The 25,471-nt window shown below is 46.4% G+C and carries 18 protein-coding genes; 3 read left to right on the forward strand and 15 right to left on the reverse strand.

Translation table 11 applies throughout. The features are described from left to right. Positions 1–124: 124 nt before the first annotated feature. From CLV42_RS13090 to CLV42_RS13120, 7 genes are all read right to left on the reverse strand, one after another. Positions 125–1,252 carry a C1 family peptidase gene (locus tag CLV42_RS13090; RefSeq protein WP_106602361.1) on the reverse strand — a complete coding sequence of 376 codons (1,128 nt, stop codon included), beginning with the start codon at positions 1,250–1,252 and terminating at the stop codon, positions 125–127. A 102-nt stretch (positions 1,253–1,354) separates the two neighbouring features. Then, the gene (locus CLV42_RS13095; RefSeq protein ID WP_106602362.1) at positions 1,355–3,340 is read right to left on the reverse strand and encodes a M56 family metallopeptidase; all 1,986 of its coding nucleotides are present in this window, start codon (positions 3,338–3,340) and stop codon (positions 1,355–1,357) included. A 31-nt stretch (positions 3,341–3,371) separates the two neighbouring features. Beyond that, positions 3,372–3,764 (reverse strand): BlaI/MecI/CopY family transcriptional regulator, encoded by a 393-nt coding sequence (locus tag CLV42_RS13100; protein WP_089837250.1) that lies wholly within the window; start codon positions 3,762–3,764, stop codon positions 3,372–3,374. Positions 3,765–4,047: 283 nt separating this feature from the next. Further along, positions 4,048–4,668: a hypothetical protein gene (locus CLV42_RS13105; RefSeq protein WP_106602363.1), complete on the reverse strand. Its 621-nt coding sequence runs from the start codon at positions 4,666–4,668 to the stop codon at positions 4,048–4,050. A gap of 77 nt (positions 4,669–4,745) precedes the next feature. Further along, positions 4,746–5,615 carry a DUF4249 domain-containing protein gene (locus CLV42_RS13110; protein WP_106602364.1) on the reverse strand — a complete coding sequence of 290 codons (870 nt, stop codon included), beginning with the start codon at positions 5,613–5,615 and terminating at the stop codon, positions 4,746–4,748. 23 nt (positions 5,616–5,638) lie between these two features. Beyond that, on the reverse strand, positions 5,639–8,017 hold the full coding sequence (locus CLV42_RS13115; RefSeq protein ID WP_106602365.1) for a TonB-dependent receptor: 2,379 nt from the start codon (positions 8,015–8,017) through the stop codon (positions 5,639–5,641). 146 nt (positions 8,018–8,163) lie between these two features. Continuing rightward, positions 8,164–8,382: a hypothetical protein gene (locus tag CLV42_RS13120; protein WP_106602486.1), complete on the reverse strand. Its 219-nt coding sequence runs from the start codon at positions 8,380–8,382 to the stop codon at positions 8,164–8,166. A 105-nt stretch (positions 8,383–8,487) separates the two neighbouring features. Here CLV42_RS13120 and CLV42_RS13125 point away from each other — a divergent pair, with 105 nt between their 5' ends. Then, positions 8,488–9,489 carry a helix-turn-helix transcriptional regulator gene (locus CLV42_RS13125; protein ID WP_106602366.1) on the forward strand — a complete coding sequence of 334 codons (1,002 nt, stop codon included), beginning with the start codon at positions 8,488–8,490 and terminating at the stop codon, positions 9,487–9,489. Between the two features lie 159 nt (positions 9,490–9,648). Continuing rightward, complete coding sequence (locus CLV42_RS13130; RefSeq protein ID WP_106602367.1) at positions 9,649–10,245, forward strand: hypothetical protein; 597 nt, start codon at positions 9,649–9,651, stop codon at positions 10,243–10,245. 837 nt (positions 10,246–11,082) lie between these two features. Here CLV42_RS13130 and CLV42_RS13135 read toward each other — a convergent pair. From CLV42_RS13135 to CLV42_RS13170, 8 genes are all read right to left on the reverse strand, one after another. After that, the gene (locus CLV42_RS13135; protein ID WP_106602368.1) at positions 11,083–13,314 is read right to left on the reverse strand and encodes a sodium-translocating pyrophosphatase; all 2,232 of its coding nucleotides are present in this window, start codon (positions 13,312–13,314) and stop codon (positions 11,083–11,085) included. 89 nt (positions 13,315–13,403) lie between these two features. After that, positions 13,404–14,948 (reverse strand): NAD(P)H-hydrate dehydratase, encoded by a 1,545-nt coding sequence (locus CLV42_RS13140; RefSeq protein WP_170117494.1) that lies wholly within the window; start codon positions 14,946–14,948, stop codon positions 13,404–13,406. Positions 14,949–15,048: 100 nt separating this feature from the next. Then, positions 15,049–15,570, reverse strand: coding sequence for a hypothetical protein (locus CLV42_RS13145; protein WP_146154375.1), 522 nt, complete (start codon positions 15,568–15,570; stop codon positions 15,049–15,051). 50 nt (positions 15,571–15,620) lie between these two features. Continuing rightward, positions 15,621–16,079 (reverse strand): hypothetical protein, encoded by a 459-nt coding sequence (locus CLV42_RS13150; RefSeq protein ID WP_106602371.1) that lies wholly within the window; start codon positions 16,077–16,079, stop codon positions 15,621–15,623. Positions 16,080–16,151: 72 nt separating this feature from the next. Beyond that, positions 16,152–17,291, reverse strand: a complete 1,140-nt coding sequence (gene nhaA, locus CLV42_RS13155) for a Na+/H+ antiporter NhaA (RefSeq protein ID WP_106602372.1) — start codon at positions 17,289–17,291, stop codon at positions 16,152–16,154. After that, entirely contained in the window at positions 17,288–19,330 is a 2,043-nt protein-coding gene (locus tag CLV42_RS13160) for an OstA-like protein (RefSeq protein ID WP_170117495.1), read from the reverse strand. Before CLV42_RS13160 ends, nhaA begins: the two co-directional genes overlap by 4 nt. 8 nt (positions 19,331–19,338) lie before the next feature. Beyond that, positions 19,339–20,337, reverse strand: coding sequence for an MlaD family protein (locus CLV42_RS13165; RefSeq protein ID WP_106602374.1), 999 nt, complete (start codon positions 20,335–20,337; stop codon positions 19,339–19,341). A 208-nt stretch (positions 20,338–20,545) separates the two neighbouring features. Further along, the gene (locus CLV42_RS13170) at positions 20,546–22,213 is read right to left on the reverse strand and encodes an N-acetylmuramoyl-L-alanine amidase family protein (protein ID WP_106602375.1); all 1,668 of its coding nucleotides are present in this window, start codon (positions 22,211–22,213) and stop codon (positions 20,546–20,548) included. A gap of 240 nt (positions 22,214–22,453) precedes the next feature. Here CLV42_RS13170 and CLV42_RS13175 point away from each other — a divergent pair, with 240 nt between their 5' ends. Further along, the gene (locus CLV42_RS13175; protein WP_146154376.1) at positions 22,454–25,207 is read left to right on the forward strand and encodes a putative LPS assembly protein LptD; all 2,754 of its coding nucleotides are present in this window, start codon (positions 22,454–22,456) and stop codon (positions 25,205–25,207) included. Positions 25,208–25,471 lie beyond the last annotated feature (264 nt).

The following is a 25,471-nucleotide window of genomic DNA, read 5'->3' on the forward strand; positions in this document are numbered from 1 at the left end:
GGTAGTGTTAGCAAGTATTTGCCGCGGCTCTAAGTGTTTTCCCTCAAACAAATTACCATGCAAAAGGGCAGTCCTGTGGGTTCACAGGGCTGCCCTTTTGTATAATAGTTCACTTATAAGTCGATCACTTCAACGCCACCTTGCCGTTGAACGATTTGTCCAGCGCAGCTTTAGGTACAATGATAGTGATAGTATTAATAGCAAAGTAAGGAACAGATACTTTAATGAACCCGTCAAAAGGTCCCGACTTACTGCCATAGGAGTTCTTAACAATAAAGAACTCTTTTCCTTTCGCCGTCTTTCCTATGCCAGTGATATGCATCAGGTGATCGTCCTGGGTGATTAAGCCGTCAAATAACTGCTGACGTTCATCCTGCGTGTATTTCTTTTCCTCCAGATCAGGATTGATGATGTTGCCACGCGTCAGGGAATCTACCATAGGGCGCATCGCATATCCCTTGCCAACCATGAAGCCCCGGTTGCTCACGTCTGTATCCCACAACACGGTATAACCCTTTTCAAGGGTGCTTTTGGCAATGTTGATCAACTCATTGATAGGCACATTATAATAAGCTCCGTTGGAGAAGTTGTCCGGCACCTCCAGGATGAAGGAACTATAGAAAGGATGATGCGTAAAGGAAGTGAGGCTTACATAGTCATCAGGATTGAACTTTATGACATCCCTCGCAAATGTTTTGGGAGTATAGTTACGTCCATTGTAGCTGAAGTTAGCCGGCGGTGTCCCCAGATGTTTGTCCATGATAGCAGTGATCCCCGTTTCCCAATCAGCGGGAATCGGCTTAGGAAGCTTCAGAATGCTATCCAGGTAGCTTTTCATCTCAGACACCAACTCCGCATGATCGTGCGACATATGGCCATCTCTCAGCCCACTATAGACGTTTTCAGGCACTATACCATACTCCGCTACCGCGTGAAGCACATCATGCCCCAGCCCTCCTTCATCAAAACGGGCAAATCCCTGCCTGTGGATGTAGTTTTCTGCCTTTTCAAGGTATATGTTACGCACAGTGAACATTTCCGAAAGATCGAGCGTTGGCTGGCCTTTATGGAGGCATTCCGATTCGATCATGGAGGTGGTGGAAAAACACCAGCAGGTACCGGTATTCGCCTGGTCTTTCACTGAAGTCACTGGGTTATTCCTGATGATCCGGATCTCTTCAAGGGTTTTTGTTTCCTGGGCACGGACCTGTAAGCAGAGGAATAACGCTGATAATACTAGATATGATCTCATATAAAGGGAGATTTACTTCCTAAAGATAAGGGGTAAAGGCATATAAAAAGCGCCACTGCTGTATGAACGGCAGTGGCGCGTAGAATGACGGAAAAATGAAGGTTATTTCTCGTTGATGTTGACACTTAGGTTATCTCCCTTCCCTGTGATGGTGGCCTCATCGGCTTTGCCCAATGCGTCAGCATATTTCTTTAACACATCGTTAGACTGTTGCACACCGTTAATAGTGAGGACACCGTTCTTCTTTTCTATGGTGAATCCTTCTGCTACATTGATGAGGTTATCTTCGGCCATTCTTTTGACCATATTTTTGTATTTATCAGATATCTTTCTGTCAAGGGCCACATGCTGCTCATCTAATTTTATTTCATCAGATGTACGGGCTCTTTTAGAAACACTGATCTCTTTCCGGACATTTCTCTGCGCTTCTTTAATTTCCTGTTTTGCCTTTTCTATTTCTTTTCTGGCATTTTCCATGGCATCTTTATACTCTTTGCTGTCCATGGCGCCTCTGGCTTCCGCCATGCTCTTTTTAATGATGTCATCGATATTGATGTTAGCCATAGCAGCTTTAGCACTTTCCATACCCATGCGCACACTTTCTTCAATTATCTTTGGATCTACCAGTGTGTCTGGCATGTTTTTCATGCTGGATTTAACTTCATCGTTGATCTTCTTCCAGTCTACATTCTTCAGCGCAGTAGAGACCTCTTCGTTAACCTTTTTCCAGTCAACGTTTTTCATTGCGGTGGACACCTCTTCGTTGATCTTTTTCCAGTCGACATTCTTCATAGCATTGGAAACCTCCGCATTGATCTGGTTCCAGTCTATGTTTTTCATCGCTTCATCTGCAGCGTCCAGACCTTCTTGTGCGGCCTTCTCAGCGGCTAATTTTTCAGCGCGGATTTTCTCACTTCTTCCTGGTACGGTGTCTGTGAAATAACGCGCCATGCTGAGTGCGTGTGAAACAATTGGGGTGACTATAGCAGGCGCAATGGGAGTACTGGCGACGTCTTCCTTCACAACAGGTTTTTTGTTGTCGCGTTGCTCTTCTTTATTGGAGGGATTGAGCCATGCGATGGACACCAGTCCTACTGCAATGATCATGACAGCCAATAATTTTTGCGTATAGTTAATATTTTTAGTTTTCATTTCCATGATGCGTTTGATGCGGTGAAATAAATGTTGTTTATTGTCTGCCGCCGCCATGGCCATAGCATTGACTGTTAACCGGTATTCTTCCAATGCTACCAGGGCTTTGGCGTAATGCAGCGGTTGCACCTGATTTGTAAGTACAAGATCGTCGCAACAGTGTTCCCTTTCAAGACGGATGTTCTTTGATATCCACCACACGAAAGGATTAAAAAACAGGATGGTTTCAACAATGGATTGGAAAATATTCAGGAGATAATCATTACGTTTGATATGTGCCAGTTCATGCAACAGGATAGCTTCCAGCTGTTCTGCCGTCAGGTTGTTGAACATAGCTACGGGTAATAAAATGACTGGTTTGAGGAACCCGATCATGACCGGTACCTGGATGTACTGTGATATCAACAGTTTCACCCGGCGTGGGATCCTGAGTTGGGCAGTAAGTTTCTGCAGGTGTTTCTCCCATGCTTCGTCAATAGGGAGTACCTGCTTCTTCTTTATCTGCTGTAATTGTACCAGGTCCAGTGTCAGTTTGATGGTCATGACGGCAACCCCGGCCACGTAGATGGCTACTAATACAGGAAACCACATTTCAAGGCCAGGGAAGAGATCTGTAAGCTCTGTCTGGCTTTTATAGATGGCCGGAACGGTGACTGCTGCAGACGGCCGTATACCGGTTTCTATCATCAGATAAGCTGCCTGATGCACTCTTCTTACAGCTTCTATCTGTAACCACAGCGTCACGGCGAACCAGGTAAAAATGCCTGCCAGAGAGATGTAAGACAGATTGTATTTTATACTGGAACTTGCCTGTGGCCAGAGTAATAAAACGATCCGCAGACAGACGAAGATGAAAAATGCCTGCCAGATTGAGTGTAGAAGGGCCCATCCGAAAGCCTGGATCAGGTCTGCGGTGAAAGGAAGTTGTGCAATCATGATTGTACAGATTAAACGCGTGGACGCGGTTTTACTTTTTCTGTTGCTGCTCTATCTCATTCAGATACTGTTTGATCTTATCCAGCTCTTCCTGCGAAGAACGATGGTTACCCAATGCCTGCAACACAAGCTGTGAGGCAGAACCGTTAAACACCGTATCTATCATCTTGTTGAGTAGTTGCTGCTGTGTACTTTCCTGGGAAATGGCAGCTTCGTACACATGTGTCTTGCTGCTGGTATCCCTTTTTAGTAAGCCTTTCTCATGCATGATCTGCATCAGCTTGAGGGTAGTAGTATAACCTGCATCTTTGCTTTTCTCCAGTATTTCGTGCACATCCCTCACAGTACCGGAACCTTTCTCCCATAAAATCCCAAGGATCTCCAGCTCACTTTCTGTCGGCTTGATGTTTTTGGCGGTACTCATTTATTTCCAATGATTATTGATCTACGAATATTTTCGTAACAAATGTACGACAGTTTTCGTAATTGCCAAATGTGAGGGGATATTTTTTTAGTGGAGGGTGGGGAACGGTGATTATCAGGGGTAAACGGGGGACAAAAAAACAGGCATGTTATTCCTCTGCATGAAATCGTTCAGCGAGATGAGCAACGATGCCTGTATCAATATGACTACTTAGAACTTACTGGCTTTGAGGCCAACTTAACGGACGGGCAGTTTAGATCTGCCATCGGTAAAACCTGTTCTATCAGAACTTACCTGCTTTGAGGCCAATATTAAGGGACGGGCCGCCTAACTTTCCGTCAGTGATGCCTGTGGTATTGGATCCCCCAACATAACGGTATGAAGCTCCTACATCCAGGCGCAGGAATTTTGTAATATTTAGCTCAACATTGGCATATGGTTCTGCTACGAAAAAACCGTGGTTATCATACGTGTGGTCATGGTCATCGCCATCCCACCAATTCTTATTTCTCCTGCCTGCAGCACCACCGCCGATCAAAGCACCTGCTGTCCAGTGTACCAGCTTATCGGAATTATGAATGTACTCTGCTACAAAACCGGTATACCAAAGATTCAGATATTCTTTCTGGGCATTGGCATTCACAGCCGGCATATCTACATTGTTAACCAGGGAATAGGCGCCTGCTCCGAGCATGATCTTGCCGTTCAATAATACACCACCGTATCCACCGGTTAGCAATCCAAATTTACCATCAATGGGTGTAAATTTGGCTGCAGGCGCGCCATATGCGCCGATAGTTGTTTTTTTACCGCTTTTAGAAGAGAATAATGTTTCGGTGGTGGCATGCTGTGCCCAGGCCTGCTGTGCAGCTAGCACCAGCAGCGCTGATAAAATCTTTTTCATAAAAATTGCTTAAAGTTGTTTTGAGTGTAGCTGGCTAAAGCGTGTTTCTTTAGCCAGCTTGTTATTATAGTGAGAGATTATTCAATAACCCTTTCTTTGCTGCTTACAGCAGAAGTTCCGAACCAGCCTAACAGCCTTTGTTTTCCGCCACCTGCCGTAACATTGATGGCATTACATTTTACATTTTCCAATACTTTGGCGAAAAGACCGCCTGAGTTGAGCTGATTATCCACCTGTGTCAGGAAGAAATGACTCTGAGAAGTGAGTGAACGTAACTTAACGATCACCTTTTCTCCCTTCTGGAATGGTTTGTCAAAGTCAGTCACCGCTTCCTGGATAGGCAGTATAAATGCTGAACCATCTTTAACGCTCTGATCAAAATAACCATCTATAGAAAAGGCATCGCCTACTTTATGTTGCAGATCATTCCTGTAGGAACGCATCCAGTAGTAATCCACGCCACCTTTGATATCTATGGCATGGAACTTTGCCACATATCCATCTTTGTCCACAAAACTCTCACCTTGCTTTTCATACTTGTAAGAAATAGAATCGATCGGTGTTATTCTCTTGATGGTATCTATCGCCTCAAACACTTCTGTGTTATATTCTATCCTTAATCTGTAAGCATGTCCGATCACACCGAGGGTTTCATTGTCTCCCGGATTATATGAATAAACCCCGTTGGCGAATGCGAACAGATATGATTTGTTTGCTGTCTCATCGATGAGCGTGATACGTGCATCGTCTATAACCGGTGCCGGCGCCTGATCGGTATATGGTACTGATTTGGTGAACTTAATCTTTTGTACACCTGGTTCAGTGGTGATCCAGGCATCCAGTACAGGATAGGAAGTGCCCTTCTTAACGTTGATATCTATCGCATCTTCACAGGCAGTGAAAGCTGCTACCATCGCTATTAATATGCTAAGTCTGATCTTTTTCATCTGTATTCTTTTTAAAGGATGGTTTAGAATTTGAAATTGTAGGTGATACCAGGAATGATAGAACCGATGATGGAAAGACGAACGGCCTCTTTTTTGGACGGATCATCATCATTCTGTTTGAAGTAGATGGTATATGCATTTCTGCGACCATATACGTTATACAGAGAGAATACCCATTCTCCTTTCCAGCGGCGCAGCTGTTTTCCTTTCAGCGTCAGAGACATATCCAGACGGTGGAAGGCTGGCAGCCTGTAGTTGTTGCGTTTATCGGTACTGTTGTATGGAATGTCCCAGTCCTGGAACTCAAGCCGGCTATCGGCAAATGTACCTGGTGTACCGGAAGCGTAAACCCAGTTGGCGGAAAGAGAGGTACGCTTGTTCAGTTCATGTGTAATAACAAGGTTCAGGTTGTGTGTACGGTCGTAACGGTTCAGGAACCATTCATTTAGGCTGATACCATTGGTTTGCCTTTCAGAGCGGGACAGTGTATAACTTACCCATCCGGTAGTCCTGCCGATATCTTTTCTGGCCATCACTTCCAGACCATAAGAGCGGCTGTGCGACTGCAGCAGGTCAGCTTCAATCTGCTGGTTCAGTTCCAGGTTCGCGTTGTCGATATAATCCAGCTGATGCTCCATTTTTTTGTAGAAAGCTTCTGCTGATATTTCAAAGATGCCGGACGGTGCATCATATACATATCCTACGGTGTACTGGTCAGCAACCTGCGGCTGTATATTGTTGGTGCTTGGCGTCCATATATCCAGCGGAGTAGGAGATGCGGTGTTGGACAACTGGTGCATATACTGTGTAGTACGTGCATAAGACGCCTTGATCGCATGGTCCGGGGTGAGCGCATAGCGCGCTGTGATCCTTGGTTCCAGGTAGCTGTAAGCCTTGATCAGCTCATTGGCGCCATATTCTTTTGTTCCCACAAGTGTTTTGCGGATACCGGCAGTTGTGTCATTGTAGTAGTATGCAGTGCCTTTACCCAGGTATTGATAGTTGGAGAGCCTTACACCGTACTGGATACCTAACTTGTCGTTGGGCTTCCACTCATGATCCAGGTAGGCGGCTGCTTCAAGACCATGTTGCTGTGTCAGCTGCTGTACGCTGGTTTCGTTTCCTTCCACACCTGTACCGGTACCTGGTTTGAAGGTGTAGTAAATACCCTGCAGACCGAAGTGCAGACTGTTTTGTGTATTGATGTAGAAAGTAAATGCAGGTTTTACACCGTAGTTGATGATGTTGGAAGTCCAGTCGTAAGACTGATTTTGTTCCCCTGCGCCTTTCGCACTTTCATTGTTGAATTTAAGGCTATAGTCATAGTTACTGTAGAAGGTGGTCAGGTTCAGGAACGTACGGTTGGTGAATACGTGGTTCCAGCGTACAGTAGCTGTTTTATTACCCCAGTTCATGTTGATCCGGGTACCAAAACCAAACACATCCCTTCCAAGATAACCGCTGGCAAACAGGGTATTGTTCTTATTCAGCTTGAAGTTCACCTTTCCGGTCAGGTCATAGAAATTCAGTTTGGTGTCTTTCATGTCTCCTTTCAGGAAAGGCTTCATCAGGATGTCGATATAAGAACGGCGTGCCGCCAGAATGAAGGATGATTCATCTTTCTTAATCGGTCCTTCGAGGGACAGCCTGCTGAATACATTGCTTATACCGCCATTTACGTTGAATTTTTGGTTGTTTCCGTCCTTCATGCGTATATCTAGTACAGAGGAAGTACGACCGCCGTATTCGGCCGGAAAACCGCCTTTAAGGAGATTGATACTTTTCACCGCATCCGGGTTGAACACAGAGAAGAAACCCATCATGTGTGTAGAGTTATAAACAGGGGCCTCGTCCAGCAGGATGAGGTTCTCGTCTGCCGCACCACCACGCACGTTAAAGCCGTTGGCGCCTTCACCTACTGTATTCACACCGGGAAGTGTCTGGATAGAGCGGAGTACATCCACTTCACCCATGAATGTGGGCATTTTCTTCATCTGGGCTATATCCAGTCTGTTAAGACTTGTAGTCAAGGTATTCACCGCCTTTTCCTGTTTGTTGCCGGTTACGGTTACAGTACTTAACTGGCTGCTGGATTTCTCCATTTTAATATCCAGGTTCTTGTTGGACTTCAGCGATACACTCATTTTAATAGGTGCATAACCAATGTAGGAGAACTGGATTTCGTGATCGCCCGCAGGCAGGGTGAGAGAGTAAAAGCCATATTCGTTGGTCACTGTGCCCAGGCTGGTTCCTGCTTTCGATACGGATATACCAATCAGGCTTTCTCCATTCTGTTGGTCTTTTACATAACCGCTTACAGTATATTTCTGTTGTGCGCAAGCATGACGGACCTGTATAAGCAGCAGGCATACGCCAAGCAGCATAAATAATTTTGTCTTCATATAAGGTTAAGGTTCTTGTAATTTTTAATTGCGGATAGCTGGCCTTGCTATAACATTTTTTATTTACGCATCTATGACGTGGAGGGAAGGGGTTACCCCTATAAAGCTATAGGGGAATTTTTTTGGGCTGGATAACTTAGTGGGGATTAATCAAGTCTTTCGCACTGGTAGCCCATGCAGTGGATAAAAAGTATAATATCATTCTCAGCTACAGGGGCGGAACCGGCTACAATACGCATTACTTTATCACAGTCTTCAATATCGATACTACAATTAGTAACGTTAAAGTGTTGTTGTATAGCCTGTATGACATCCTTCTTATCCTGATGGGTGCATATATTTGTACGGAATATTCCGATCTCCATGACTATGATATTAAATATTAAGGAATATTTTTGTGCAAAATTGCTGCTCTTCATCCGGATAGCTGTTACATGAAAGGGATTAAAATTTATATTTAAAGGATTTTTATGGACATCCAGATTAAAAATGATGCTAGCGAATTGATATTCAGTGAACAAATGAAATTTCCGATGCCGAAATTCCTGTCTCCTTCCCTGATTGAGGAAAAACAGCGCTTCAATTACCATTTTGCAGAGGCTAATTTCCAGGAAATTTATTTCGACGGATATCATATCGCCATTGGAGATGTTCATGTTTATGAGAACCTGCACATCTATACCACAGAGCATATCCCCACTATATCCCTGATCTTCATGCTGAACGGCCAGTTTGTAACCGGTCCCGATATGGTTACCGGCAATTTTGGCAAACGTCGCTACCAATCCCTGGAACACAATCTTTTCTTTAATCCAAGTCCGGCAGAAAATATAGACGTAGACAAGCAGCGCGGCTTTGAACTGATGGCTCTCGCTTTCTCCACCGACCGCTTCCTCGACATCGCCGCAAACGGAGGCCGTGTACTGGATAGCCTGGCCAATGAAGTAGCGGGAGGCAAAGGTGCTTACCTCAACAAAAAGATCAATCCACCCATCACCACCCGTATGTTGATGGTACTGGAAGAGATCCGCCAGTGCCAGTTCATCGGAGGCGTCAAGAAGTTGTTCCTGCAATCCAAAGCCCTCGAGCTACTGGCCCTGCAATGTGAACAATATGAGCGTGTAGAACATGTACGGACTGATTCCTGCGCAATATCCTCCGCCGACAAAGAAAAGATCCACTATGCGAAGGACCTCTTACTAAAAAATATGGAAAACCCGCCCTCCCTGGCAGAGTTATCAAGACAGGCAGGACTCAATGAGTTCAAATTAAAGAACGGCTTCCGCCAGGTTTTTGACAATACAGTATTTGGCTATCTGAACGATCACCGGATGGATTATGCCCGGAAGATGATTGTCACCCAGGAATATTCACTGACCGAAATAGCTGAGCAACTGGGATTTTCTTCCATACAACACTTCAGCCTCGCCTTCAAGAAGAAATTCGGCGTCAGTCCTAGCAAGATTAAATAACAGGAAATACCAGATAGGGGCCTTTCATTCACATGGCCTCAAATTGTCCCCTTCGCCTTTGCCATGTTTTAGCACATAGGCCAGTGGGAGCTCGGGTATTGATTCCTACCTTCGGTTTTTATAGGTGATAGAGATCATTTGTTATTCTTATTATATTGAATGCGAACTTACAGTGATTCATGCGCCGACCTTCTTGCTCACGGTGCAGGATGGGATCACTGGCTGAGTTCTTTGAAGTCTCTTGCCATGGGGTTTTGGGAAGGCGGTTTGGCTTGCAATGATTCATGCGCCGACCTTCTTGCTCACGGTGCAGGATGGGATCACTGGCTGAGTTCTTTGAAGTCTCTTGCCATGGGGTTTTGGGAAGGCGGTTTGGCTTGCAATGATTCATGCGCCGACCTTCTTGCTCACGGTGCAGGATGGGATCACTGGCTGAGTTCTTTGAAGTCTCTTGCCATGGGGTTTTGGGAAGGCGGTTTGGCTTGCAATGATTCATGCGCCGACCTTCTTGCTCACGGTGCAGGATGGGATCACTGGCTGAGTTCTTTGAAGTCTCTTGCCATGGGGCTTTGGGAAGGCGGTTTGGCTTGCAATGATTCATGCTCCGACCTTCTTGCTCACGGTGCAGGATGGGATCACTGGCTGAGTTCTTTGAAGTCTCTTGCCATGGGGCTTTGGGAAGGCGGTTTGGCAGTTGAATATTTATTAAACCCCTGGGAGGGCGTATCAGCAACTTCAAACAACTTAGGCCAGTGATTCCCACCTGCCCGCTCGCTGCGTACGGTCTCTAAACTAACAATAGAGCGGCTACTTTTTCAGGCTGATTCTTCTTTCTGTCTTTCTGTAGTTATTTATTTTCAGGAGTTATCTCCAATGGCCTCAATAACCCAGTTCTTAATTTGAGGCATAAGTAGAAAGCACAAGGCAGTAATCAACTGTTAGTTCATAGACCTCCTACATGCCTAAAGGTTCTACATGTCTTACATATCTATACAATTAGCTTATGGATATACAGAGAAGATCCTGACGATAATCGCTATAGTATTACAAAAGACAATAAAAAATGTATACTACCGAATATACTTTTTAATGCGGCTGCCCTATCATTAGTTTGGAGACCGCACGCAGCTCGCGGCAGGTGGGAATCACTGGCCTAAGTTGTTTGAAGTTGCTGACGCGCCCCACCAGGGGGTTAATAAACATCCAACAGCCAAACCGCCATCCCAAAGCCTGATAGCAGGGAACTTCAAAGAACTCAGCCAGCGATCCCACCTGCACCGCGAGCAAGAAGGTCGGCGCGATAATCACGGACCCGCAAAAGCAAAGCCTGATAGCAGGGAACTTCAAAGAACTCAGCCAGCGATCCCACCTGCACCGCGAGCAAGAAGGTCGGCGCGAGAATCACGGATCCGCCATCCCAAAGCCTGATAGCAGGGAACTTCAAAGAACTCAGCCAGCGATCCCACCTGCACCGCGAGCAAGAAGGTCGGCGCATGAATCACGGATCCGCAAAAGCAAAGCAAGGTAAAACAAAACAAAAGAGGTGCATTCCCAATAAGAATGCACCTCTTTATCGAAATAAAAAACAACTAATCAATTGTGCTGTACAACAGGCCGTACTTTCACCTGCGCCACCTGCTCAGTAGCCTGCGTCTTTTTACTAACCACCGCACCAGTATGATGTATCCCCGCCAACGTAGGCGCTATCACCAATGACACAATCGACATCAGTTTAATCAGGATATTCATCGAAGGACCAGAAGTATCCTTAAACGGATCTCCCACAGTATCCCCTGTAACCGAAGCCTTATGCGGCTCTGATTTCTTATAATAGATCTGCCCTTTTATCTCCACACCTTTCTCAAAGGATTTCTTCGCATTATCCCACGCACCACCGGCATTATTCTGGAACATCCCCATCAGTACACCACTCACAGTAGCTCCTGCCAGGAATCCGCCCAGTACCTCTGGTCCAAAGATGAAACCTACTAAGAGCGGCGTCAGAATAGCAATACTTCCCGGCAGCATCATTTTCCTGATAGAAGCCTGTGTGGAGATAGCCACGCATTTATCATACTCAGGTTTGCCGGTACCTTCCATAATACCCGGAATTTCCTTGAACTGGCGGCGTACTTCTTCCACCATCGCCATTGCCGCTTCACCTACTGCCCTGATAGCCAGGGAAGAGAAGATGAAAGGGATCATAGCACCTATGAAAAGGCCTGCCAGTACATCGGCTTTATAAATATCAATACCGTCAATACCGGCTACACCTACGAACGCGGCGAAGAGTGCCAGCGCTGTCAATGCTGCAGAAGCAATCGCGAAACCCTTTCCGGTGGCAGCGGTGGTATTACCTACCGCATCCAGGATATCTGTTTTCTCACGCACTTCTTTAGGCAGTTCACTCATTTCAGCAATACCACCTGCATTATCAGCTATCGGACCGAAAGCATCGATTGCCAGCTGCATAGCAGTGGTAGCCATCATACCTGCGGCTGCAATCGCCACACCGTACAGACCTGCACAGGCGAATGAACCATATATACCCGCTGCCAGCACGATGATGGGAAGGAGGGTAGATTCCATACCTATCGCCAGACCCGCAATCACGTTGGTAGCATGACCAGTGGAAGACTGACGGATGATAGACAACACCGGACGTTTGCCCATAGCGGTATAATACTCAGTAATAAGACTCATTAAGGTACCTACTCCAAGACCTACAAAGATGGCGCCCACCACACCGTTTTGTGTGATGGCTTTGGTGCCGGCTTTGAGTTCGCTGGTACCGGCTACGAAGTCACGTTTCAGGTAGATCGCTTCGCCCGGCAGGATATAATATACCAGCGCTGCACTCGCGATAGCAGAGAGGACGATAGAACCCCAGTTACCCATGTTCAGGGCTTTTTGCACGGAGCCTGTACTTAAACCTACGCTATCAGATATTTTTACAAAGAAAGTAGCGATGATAGAGAAAACAATACCCAGGCCCGCAATGAGCATAGGCAATATGATAGGGCCGACGCCGCCGAAATTGTCATTGGAAATGATCTCACTGCCCAGTACCATGGTGGCCAGTACGGTAGCTACATAAGATCCGAAGAGGTCAGCACCCATACCAGCTACGTCACCTACGTTATCACCCACGTTATCGGCTATGGTAGCAGGGTTGCGGGGATCATCCTCAGGGATGCCAGCTTCCACTTTACCCACCAGGTCAGCACCTACGTCCGCAGCTTTGGTGTAGATACCACCGCCTACACGGGCAAACAGGGCGATACTTTCCGCACCCAGAGAGAATCCCGTCAATACCTCAATGGTACGGATCATTTCTTCAGTATTGGCGTTGGCGCCAAAATATGATTTCAGTATGATGAATAGTGAGCCAAGACCCAGTACGGCTAGTCCGGCTACCCCCATTCCCATTACGGAACCTCCTGTAAAGGACACTTTCAATGCGCTGGAAAGACTGGTACGTGCCGCATGTGCAGTACGTACGTTAGCTTTGGTGGCTATCTTCATACCTATGAAACCTGCTGTGGCAGAGAACAGGGCGCCGACAACAAAAGCCAGGGCGATGGTCCAGTCAGAGTTATGGTTTGTTGCTCCCATATAAGCCAGCAATAGCGAGGCTATGATCACAAAGTAGGCGAGGATTTTATATTCAGCTTTGAGAAATGCCATTGCCCCTTCAGCAATATGTGCGGCTATTTCTTTCATCTTTTCATTGCCGGCCTCCTGGCGGGATACCCAGGAACTCCGGATAGCGGTAAATAGCAAAGCTAGTAATCCAAAACATGGAACGAGGTAAACGATATTCATATACGTGATTTTAACAATTCTATAAATATAACCTTTTATGGTTTATAAAAGGAGGGGTTTTACTGACATACTGTGGGTAAAAAAAAGGGTCAGCAGGGTTTTAGTTTATGTAACTCCAGGAAGGTCTTTCCGAGGAACTCAACAATATCTTCCGCTATCATGGCTTCCTGTGAAAGGGCTGCTGCGGCATGATCGCCGGCAAGACCATGCAGGTAAACGCCGAGTAACATGGTCTCCTGCGAACTATACCCCTGTGCCATCAGGGAAGTGAGTATACCTGTCAATACATCCCCGCTGCCACCGGTGGCCATACCGGGATTGCCAGTGGCATTGAACCAGATGGAACCATCAGGAAAGGCCATGGCTGTGTAACGGCCTTTCAACAGGATATTCAGTTGTCTTTCAACGGCATGCTGAGATAATACTTTCAGTCTTTCCTCATCATTGGCTGTTTTACCAAAAAGGCGTTCAAACTCCTTCGGATGTGGCGTCAGTAAAGAACCTGCCGGTACTTTTTTCAGCAGGGCAGGAGAGGAGGCAAGGATATTCAGCGCGTCAGCATCTATCACCATCGGCTGACGGTAATGGTCCAATAGTTTTTCCAATGCCCAGGAGGTACCTGCTGCAGTGCCAAGCCCAGGACCTATACCAATGACTTTAAACTTAGCGGCTGCTTCGGGTGTGAGCACATGATTATGGAAGCCGGAACTATGGTCCTGTTGTTCATCAATAAAACACATCGCTCCCGGTGCTGAGATCTGCATGATCTGATACCCGCATCGGGGAATATGGCAGGACAGCAATCCTACACCGGCCCGCAGACAGGCTTTAGCGCTTAATACAGCCGCCCCGATCTTACCTTCACTACCCGCTATCAGCAGGGCGTGCCCGAATGTGCCTTTATGGGAGAAGGGCTTACGCGGCCGATAAATGCTCCGTACCTGGAAAGCGTCTGTAATATTGAAGCGGGAGGGCGTTTGCGCAATATAATCCGGTGACAGATCTATGGAAAGAATGCATATTTCCCCCACAAATGCTGCGTTTTCAGGCAGAAGGAAGGCTAGCTTATAGAACTCAAAACTAAGTGTCTGATCAGCTTTTATGACGGGATTATTTATGGAAGAAGCATCCGCCTGTAATCCGGAAGGCATGTCTATGGCTACAATTTCGTGCTGTGGTTTCAGATCGTTCAGCTGCTGAATGATACCCGCTATCCAGCCTTCCACCGGACGACTCAGTCCCGTGCCGAGGATCGCATCTACGATCAGGGCATTCCTGTCTAACTGGGGAAGGAGACCGTTGTCAGGAATATCATTTACCGCAGCATGGTATTGCTGCTGTAGTGCATTCCGGTTGGCAGTATGATCATCAGATGCTTTAGTACTGTGATGAAGGATGTAGGCTACTGCATTATAACCCCTGTTACGCAACAGCCGGGTAATGGCGAGTCCGTCACCGCCGTTGTTGCCCATTCCACAGAATATATAGACCGGCGTATCTTCATTATAATGACGGCAGATCCATGCTGTGCAGGCAATGGCTGCCTTCTCCATCAGTGCCAGGCTGCTGATGGGGGTATGCCTTATTGTATAGGCATCTGCGTCGCGTATTTGCTGGGCTGTAAATATTTTCATAGTCAATATCCGCCGGAGGCATAGCTTATAAATATAAGCAAAAAAAAGCGACCATGCCCCGTCAGGCATGATCGCTTTTTAATATTTCAGTCCCCCCCGTTTAGAAAGTGTATCTTACAGAAGCACCTCCGATCTCTTCTCCGACGAAGTTCGTCTCGCCAGTGAAGTTGAAGAAAGGTTTCAGGTCGCCACTCACCACTAGAGGAATTTTCTTGAATTTGTATTCAAGACCTACGATACCGTCCATACCTGGGGTAACATAGGTACCATTGCCATGTCTGAGCCAGCGGTCGTGGTCATAGTCAAAACGGTCATAAATACCCAGGTGTACACCACCACCAAAATACAAGCGGAATTCTGGTTTAGGGAATGGGGCAATATGATATTCATACAGCGCTGTGAACGTTACGTTACTCCTGTTGCTCACGTTTGTGGTGATCAAACCTTCAATGGCATGCGGACCTGCAATGAAGTGCTTAATAGTACCACCTACCAGCCAGGGATTTACGCGTATACCTACAGCTGTTTCATAGTTGGATGATGCGCTAGCACCACGTCTTTGTGCATTTGCCTGTACTGCCATCATTGCACACAGGCTAAATAATAACACAAGTTGTTTCATATTTGTTACTGTTTAGAAATTGCGGATTAGGTTTTTCGATGCTGTTATCTTCAAAAAGTATACCGCACGGACACAGCGAAATCCGTCAGGTCGGAAGAGGTATTGAAGTGAATTGCCGGTTTCCAGTCAAGACTTAGGTTCAGCGGCAACGTTGGAAAGGTATAGTCAATTCCCCCGATACCATCTACGCCTGCGATAAATTTCACATTCCCATCTGTTTCCCGTGTTCCCATATGTGCCCCGCCTCCGATAAACCATGCGAAACCTTCAGTTGTCAGCGCTGAAAGGTCGAAATGGCGCTCATAAAGGCCAGTCACGGTAAAGGTCCCCGAATATACGCCCGCAATACCTTCGACGGCATTCGCATCATCAAAGAAATAACGTACGGTGCCTCCCAAAGGCAGGCCAAGGCGTAGTCCCACTTGTGCATTACTTTTTGTCTGGGCATTCACTATCTGAATACCGACTCCAAGTAGCAGGGCTATGAATATGAAAAGGCGCTTTCTCATTAGTTATTGCAATGCAATGGCAATAACGATGCCAAGATACAGATTATTATTTTTCGTATTGTAAATAACTGGTCATTTTGCTATCCTTAAATAGCAATAACCTATGGTGCCGGCCAGCAGAGATGCAGCAATGACGGCTATTTTGGAGATAATCTGCCACTCCGCATGGGTATAAGCCAGGGTCGAAATAAATATTGACATGGTAAAACCAATACCGGCAATCATCCCTATACCAATCAGTTGCTTCCAGGTAGCCTGGTCGGGCAAGGCAGCCAGTTTAAACCGCACTGCTATATAAGAGAAAAGAAAGATCCCCAGGGGTTTACCAATCACCAAACCAGCCATTATACCATAACTGATACTACTGTTGAAAGTGTGGAGCATGTCCGGTGGAAAAACGATAGCCGTATTGGATAGTGCAAATATGGGCATGATCACAAAATTGACAGGATCATGCAGTTGGTGGATCAGCCGCGATACTTTGGACGAAGGTATACACGCGGCCAACAGTACGCCCGCAATGGTGGCATGGATACCGGAATTATAAATACAATACCAGAGTAGAATGCCGGGAATAAAATAGCACCAGAGCTGCCGTACTTTGCAACGATTCAGGATGATCAACAGGATAAGAATAACACCTGCGGCCAGCAGGTAACCCACTTGTATACTGGCGGTATAGAAAACTGCAATAGTAAGAATAGCACCCAGATCATCAATGATGGCGAGTGCCGTCAGAAAGATCTTCAGCGATAGCGGCACCCTGTTACCTAACAGGGAAAGAATTCCCAGTGAAAATGCAATATCCGTAGCCATTGGAATACCCCAACCATTCGCGTATGGGGTTCCTCCATTAAATATCGTAAAGATCAGGGCAGGGCAGATCATGCCACCAAGGGCTGCAAGTATGGGTAACATGGACTGGCGGATAGAAGATAATTCACCGATGGTCACTTCCCTTTTGATCTCCATCCCTACCAGGAAAAAGAAAGGCACCATCAGGCCATCATTGATCCAGTGAAGGATAGTATGTGGCAGATGCAGCTGCGGGATTGGGATATGCACAACAGTATCCCAGCTGGCAACATAAGACTGTTGCCAGGCTGAATTAGCGAGTAAAAGAGAGATAGCCGTGCAGATGATCAATACAATCCCTACTGCCCGGCTATCCTGTAAAAACTCGTAAATGGGTGATAATAATTTCTTTATCAAAACTCGTCTTCCGCTTTTGGTACCGGTTTTTCTTCTTCTTTTATTTTGGCCTCACTCATAGTGCCCATCAGCTCATATTTACTCTTAGGCTTGCGTCTGATATCCCAGTGGAAATTCTCCAGTTGCATCTGATCCAGCGGGCGTTGCGTGAAAGGATACATCGTTCCTTCCGGATCTTTAATAAAGGAAATATGATGTAGTTGTCCTTCTCTGAAATAGATGTTGATAATACCACTCAGGGTCCTGTTCACACTCACATAGGCCGAATCATCATCCCGGACGTAATAGATGCTTTCTGCGTTACCATCCACATGCATCCAGTCCAGCGACTGACCTGCAAAATAGCCGGTGATCTGGTTACCCTTGATCTGGTTGTACAACTGCGGATCGGATTCTTTCACCAGCAGGGCATTCTGATCAAGTAACAGTTTATCAGCCTTTTGATTTTTGGTATAAAGGAAGATGGTATCTCCACTCAGCTGTGTTTCATTGGCCCACAATATCGGGTTCCTGTAAAAGCGGAAGATAGAATCCTTACTGGAATAATAGATGCTGTCTGCTACACCCTGCAGGGAATCTGAATAGATGCGTACATGATGCCATGCACGGATATACCTGATTTCGCTGGTATCTTTTGTAGCGCTGGTATCTGTCTGTACCGCCAGTTTAGGTGGCTGTGCCAGCATAGAATCTCTTGCAGCCAATGCCCTGGATTTCAGACTGACCACTGCGGAATCTTTAGACAATAGAATACTGTCAGCTTTTAATGCCCGGGTAGTATCCCGAAGAATGGCCATCGCCTTGGCAGTATCGCTGATAATGCCGATGGCGTTACGTTTGAGTGTAATAAGTGCCGAATCTTTCGGCACCACCATGGCCGGGATCAATTTACTGCTGTCGCCCGGGGCCAGTGCGTTCTTCAGTTTCTTCGCAAAGGCAGATGTATCTGCCGGCAGGGTTTCTGTTGAATCCCGTAATGGCGCCCGTATGGAGTCTGGGATATGTGATGTGCTGTCTACTGATACCGTGGTGTCTGTCGAGCTACGGACCGGCGCTACGGTGAAAGTGTCCCTTTTCAGTACGCCCGAAAAGAGCGTGTCTGCTGCAAGGTAGAGCGTATCTTTTTCCCGTTCCAGGATCATGAGCGGATGCTGGGTAGCGAGTATCGTCTTTTCCGTCTGATTTACCGTACCGTAGTTGGACAGGAGGGTCATATGCTGCGCTGTATCGCGATACACCATGTTACCGGTAGCATAGGCCAGTCCGGTGCGTTTGTCCATCGTGATCCTGTCGGCAGTAATGGTAGCAGTACTATCTTCAATAGTAGGCCTGCTATCGAAATTACCCTGTCCTGTTTCGGTATTATATTCTCCCGAAGTAGCATACATGACTGTCTTCCCATCATTGATGGTGGTAGGGGCCACGATAGTTGCTATTTTGGTCTGGGTATTATATAATAAGGTATCGGTGCTGAGTGTGTATTCCGGATCTACCAGCAGTACATTGTAATTGAAATATACATCCTTGGTATCAGCATAGTAGTAGCCTTCCTGGCTGGTCAGCACACTGCTGCCGTTTACCAGTTTTCCCCCTTTCACATAAGTACCTATCCTGGCATTCATGTCATATTGCAGTTCGGGCCCGCTAAGGGTCACCTTACCATCGGTCAGCCGGGCATTATCCCGCAGGGTAGCCATCCTGGTATTACCTTCATAGTGAAGGTATTCTCCGTAGATGTGGATACTGTCTGCCTGGTTAATATGAATATGACCGTAGGCGTCCAGTATATTGGAAGCCCTGTTGATCAATGCACTATCACAATAAAATAAGGTGCTACCCTGGCGGAAAATGGCATTGCCAATGAACCGGTTCAGCTGGATGCTGTCCTTGGTGAGTACATTCAGTTTATCTGACTGAATGATATGTATCACATTGTTCGAGTCTCTTGCCGCGGGTTGTACCTCCTGCGCGGTAGCCGGAAATAGCCTGCCGAGAAAGAGCCCTGTCAGGATAAGCCCGCATTTTACTAATTGCTGCATTTTCAAGGTCATAGTGTCTTTGCGGTATCAGATGGTATGGGCTGTACTTTGGCCTTTTTGCCAAACAGGGAGAAATGCACATAACGTTTTGGGTTTACGCGCAGGTCTTCCAGTAATTTATTCAGGCTATTGAGCGAATTTTGCAGGTTATTATATACTTTCTTGTCGTTCAGCATCAAGCCGATAGACCCATCCGTACTGTTTAATTTAGCAATTGTTTCGTTCAGGCGTGTTGCCATCTGCTGCAGTTCCAGCAATGTTTTATCGAGCTGGCCATTTGCCAGGGCGGCAGTTGTTTTTTCCGCATTGCCCAGGATGGCGTTAATCTTGTCGTTATTATTTTTCAGATTGGCGGTCAGTGACTCCAGGTTATCAAACGTAGCTTTTACGTTCCCGTGCTGAGGATCCAGCATACTGTTCAGGGAAGCAGAAGTACGTGTGAAATTGTTCATGGTGGTGTTCAGGTGAGCGATGGCTTCACGCAGATTCCCTTTAGTGGAAGGATCGAAGATGGAGTTGACAGTCAGGAGTACGGAGTCCACGGATCCGAGTGTTCCCTCCAGTTTCTTTACCAATGGGCTCAGCTGTTCCTTGAGTGCATCGGTAATAGAGCCATCCACAGCGGCATAGATCGTATCGCCGTCTTCAAGATAGGCATTGGCGTTACCAAAGTCAATCTGTACAGATTTAGTACCTAAGAGATCGCTTGCTATACGGGCCACAGAGTTCTGGGGAATATCGATTTTTTTGGTGATCCTGAGCTCAACCAGGATCTTGCCGGCATTCTTATCCATAATTTCCAGATTGGACACGTTACCGACTACGAGGCCATTCACCTGTACAGGGTTAGAGGGCTGAAGACCATTTACCTGGCTATATATGGCATAGATTTTCTTCGTTTTTGAAAAAAGGCTTTTACCCTTTAACAAATTAAAACCCAAAATCAGCATAGCAATCGAGACTGCTGCAAGAATGCCTACTTTGGTTTCGTTTGATACTTTAAACATAGAATACGTTATACGTTGCTGCAAAAATAATCAAAAAAGGTTGCGGGCAATCATGCTCATGCCCCCTGGGGCGAACACGGAATCCGTTGCCTGTTTTTTAACGGCAGACAAATATGCAGCTTTTCAGCAGAAAAAGTAAAGTAATTAAATGTTAAAAGGAAACGACGGGGTCGGGGTAATAACGGGGTAATGTTCCGTTGGGGGGCTCTTAGCGGCTGGCAATATTATCTGCGGATACCAGGGAAGCATTCCAGAATCCTGCTTTTTTAGCTTTGGTCAGTGCAGCATTGGCTTCTTTCTCAGTCTTGAAATTCACCCATATATATTTATTAAGGGACTTGCGGTTGATCACAACGGTTTCACGGATGATAGTGCCGCGTAAGCCGTTGAAAATAGGGGCGCTACGTGTATATCTCTTGTCGGTGACCAGCAATTGTACATCATATTTGAAGCTGACCTTGGGGACGGTTGTCCGGGTAGGAGAGGGGGCTTTCGCCGCTGCCAGCTGCACTTCTTCATCACCCTGACCCATCAGCGCAGCTTTCCTGAAGCCAAGCTGCTTTGCTTGTCGCAAAGCAGCATTAGCTTCAGAACGGGACTTAAAACTGCCCCAGATGTATTTGTATTTATTTACTTTCTTACTGTTCATCACGACCTGTTCCTTCCGGATGGTGCCTCTCAGTTTATTGAAAATGGAGGCGTCGCGGGTATATTTTTTATCGCTGACCAGCAACTGTACATCATATTTATATGGATTTTGACTGGTAGGTGCTGTTGATTTAGCTGATTTGCCGGAGAAAGTTACCTCCCGGGCAACGGTTCTGGTAGTTGTCTGCGTTTTTGTAGCGACAACAGGCGTCTTGGATTTGTTCCTTGACTTAGGGGAATTATAACTGATCGGCGCTGCTTCCATGGTAGACTGCTCTGATGCAGGAGTGGCCTGGCGTTCTTCCGGTGTGCTGTAACGGCCCAGTTCATCTTTATAACGTTTGATGGCTTTAAAGATGCAGTTGGCGGCTTCCTGCTGGCCGGAGGCCGAGTTCAGGTAATCTTCTTCTTCAGGATTGCTGATGAAGCCCAGCTCCACCAGTACGCTTGGCATAGCGGTAGCCTGGAGTACCCAGATACCTTTTTCATCACGCTGGCGCGCACCACGGCTGATGCGGCCTACGCTGGAAAACTCGTCTTCAATGAGTGTGGACAGACGGAGGCTCTGGTCAAAGTAGGCGTTGCGGAGGGTATTTAATAATATAAAGGTTTCAGGATCAGACATGTCCAGTACGGAATTTGCATCTTCGGAGTTGGCATCCAGCATGATCACGGAGGAGCTTTCTTTCAGCGATTCGGTCTTGGCATTGTTCTTTCCGGTAGCCCATACATAGGTTTCGGTACCCTGGGCGGTACTGGGAGAGGTAGCATAGATGGCCCTTTTTACGGGTACCTTACGTTTACCTTTTTTGATGTAAGCAGTTTTGTAACCAACAACGTGACGGGTCGGACCCGCTGAGTTACAGTGAATTGAAATAAAAAGATCTCCTTTTTCCCTGTTAGCTATGATCGCTCTTTCATTCAGATCGGCACGAAGGGTAGAACCCAGGGCATTCCTGGTTTTACGCGTATACACTACACGTACGTCTTTCATATTCGCTTCAATCAGCTTTCCAAGTTGCATCGCCACATCCAGCACTACTCCCTCTTCGGTGGAATATTTACCCCTGGCGCCCGGTGTCTGGGCACTATGACCAGGATCGATGATGATAGTTCTGAGGGGAGGATTTTGCTTTTTTCCAATGACAGTTCGGTTCGTTGCATAAAGAAGGATAGTCCCTAAAAAGATGGCACATCCCAAAAAGATCCAAAATCGGTTCCAGCGCATGACTCAGTTTTTATTATATTTTAGTGGGCGTTAGTAGTATGTTAAATTGTTCGTAGATCGCAGCGTCCGCTTTGACCGTTAAAATGTCGTTCGTATTTTGGCCCTGATAAATGACCGTATGCTTTGTTTGGCCTGGCACTCATTTTCGTTTTACAATTGATAATAATTTGTCTAAAAACATGTAGGTTTGTGCCCGCTTAACACATGCACCTGAATCACAAAAATAATTATAAAAAGTTTTTGCGACAGATATACCTGGTTTTTGCCGGTATATTAATTGTCATTCCCTTCATAATAACAGCTGTCGCTACTCCTGCGCCGGATGCCTATGAGAGTTTTAACAAAAGTTTCACAGATGGCGTACCCAAAGATACGGTGCCTATTCCCAAAACTGATAGTTCCTCAAAGGGAAAAGATACAACATTAAGGCCAGTTACAGCACCTGCGGAAGAGGTGACTGACAGTGTTCCGGTATCAACAGATTATACAGGTACCGACAGTATGTTTGTCCCTAAGCTTTCCAAAGACAGTCTGGACGCGCCTATTACCTATAAAGCTAAGGATTCGATCGTTCTCGTAGTGCCGGATAAACGTTTTTATTTTTATGGTACCGCCAATACCAAGTATAAGAAAACGACCCTTTCTGCGGAACGTATGAATTATACCCAGTCTACAGGTATCATGGAAGCTACCACGGCCCAGGATACTGCCGGTAAGCCTTATGGCCGTCCGCAGCTGGACGATAACGGGCAGGCCTTCGACTCAGATACGCTCAGATATAATATTACCACACAGCGGGCAAAAATCTACAATACCCGTTCCCAATATGGGGAGGGCTTTGTGGCCAGCCAGCAGACCAAACGTGAGCCGGATAACAGCATCTTCGGTTTCAGGAATGGATATACTACCTGTAACCTGGATACGCCTCACTTCCAGTTCAGGGCCAAAAAGATCAAGGTGATACCGGATAAACTGGTTATCTCCGGTCCGGCCAACCTGGAGATCGAAGGCGTGCCTACGCCATTATTTATACCGTTTGCTATCTTCCCCATCACCCACGGCCAACAATCCGGTATCCTGGTACCTGGCTACGTAGTGAATGCACAGAAGGGTATGGGTCTGGAAAATGGCGGTTATTATATAGGTCTGGGCGACAATTTCGACCTGACCCTCCGTGGTGAGGTCTACTCTTACGGTAGCTGGTCCCTTACGGCCAGCCCTACCTACCGGAAGCGCTACCATTATAATGGTGGTATGACGCTGAGTTTTGCCAATACCCGTTTCGGCGATCCATCCGTTAAAACTGAGTTTAGCCGCTCACGTGACTTCCGCGTCATGTGGAACCATAGTATGGACAGTAAGGCGCGTCCCGGCGTTACTTTCGGGGCCAGTGTAAACTTTGGTACATCCAGTTATAATAAGTTCAACGTGTATGATTACTCTTCCCGTGTGAACAATAACCTGGGATCGTCCATCAGTTTCTCGAAAACCTGGCAGGGAAAGCCGTTCAACTTTACCTCCAGCCTTACCCACTCACAGAACCTGACCACCCGCGACGTCAATATATCATTCCCGTCTGCCACCTTTACGATGAATACCATCTATCCTTTCCAGCCAAAAGAAGTGGTAGGCAGGGCGAAGTGGTATCATAAACTGGGGATAGGCTATAATGGTACATTGCAAAACAGTGTCACCTTTAAGGATTCTGTGTTCGGTAAGTCAAAGATGTTTGACGCCTTACAGTCCGGTATGAAACATGCTATTCCTATTTCATTCTCCATACCGGTATTTAAGAACTTTACCTTTTCTCCGTCAATCAGCTATTCGGAATATTGGTTTACCAAGAAGACGATAAGGACATTTAACCGGAATAAGCGTGTTAGTATTGACTCACTGGGAGGTATAGATACAACTTATCAGTCAGGCTTTTTCTCTGCCAGACAAGCCAGTGCGGGCGTTTCATTGTCTACCGCATTGTATGGTATGTACCAGTTTGGCAAGGATTCAAAGATCAAGGCTATCAGGCACGTGATGAGGCCAACTATCAGCGCCTCCCTCGCTCCTGATCTTGCGAAGAACGCTTACTATGACCTTTATTACACCAGGGATAGCCAGAAAGTAAGGCAGTCATATTTCACCAGTTCCTCCGTCGGGGTGCCTTCGGAAGGACGATCGGGGTCTATTTCCTTTGGGATAGATAACAACCTCGAAATGAAGGTGTTCTCGAAAAAGGATACCTCTGCCAATAAGGAGAAAAAGATCAAACTACTGGATGGTTTTGGTATCAATGGTTCCTATAACTTCCTGGCAGACAGCTTCCAGTTGTCCAATTTTAATATCTATGCCCGTACAAACCTCTTTGATAAACTGAATATCACGGCAGGTGGTACTATCGATCCTTATGTGGTGAATGCCAGGGGTAACAGGATAGAGAAGTACGTATGGCAGGATGGTAAATTCAGCATAGGCCGTCTTACCAGCGCCAATATTGCGTTGAGCACCTCTTTCCAGTCGTCCGACAAGAAAAGCAAACAAAAAGAACAGGAAATCCAGAACATTGAGAATGAACAGAGTAACGATGCTGCCTTCCAGGCGCAACAGCGTCAGCTACAGGCTGTCAGAAAGAACCCTGGAGAATATGTGGACTTCGATATTCCATGGAAACTGGACCTTTCCTATAGCTTAACCTATAGTAAAAATATCATTCCCGATTCCGGAGGTGTGGTAAAGACTATTACCCAGTACCTTGCCTTTAACGGTGACTTCAGCCTGACGCCTAAGTGGAAGATAGGGGTGAACAGTGGTTATAACTTCATTGATAATAAACTGGCCTATACGAATGTATACATCTCCCGCGACCTCCATTGCTGGCAGATGTCTATCAACCTGATCCCGATCGGTACTTACCGTCAGTTCAGTATCACGATCAGTCCGAAATCAGGTATCCTCCGTGACCTCCGTCTCAACAGGTCGCGAACGTTCTACGACTTATAGCGTCCGGGACTCTTACCGTATTAATACTGCTTAGATACCGCTTATCCTCCCTTCATCCTCCCTTCCGAAGGGAGGATGAAGGGAGGATAAGCGGTATCTAAGCAGTATCTAAGCGATATCACTCCAATATAAATGACCAGATTGCCCCCTGAAAGGGTAGGTGTTCCTATCTTTATTCCCGTCTGGCTTCGGTTGACATTCGCTTCGACTATAGTGGAGGTTCCTACCTATAGGCACTGTAGTCCTACATTACAGGCACTATTC

This window comes from Chitinophaga ginsengisoli (assembly GCF_003014595.1).
GTDB classification, from domain to species: Bacteria; Bacteroidota; Bacteroidia; order Chitinophagales; family Chitinophagaceae; genus Chitinophaga; species Chitinophaga ginsengisoli.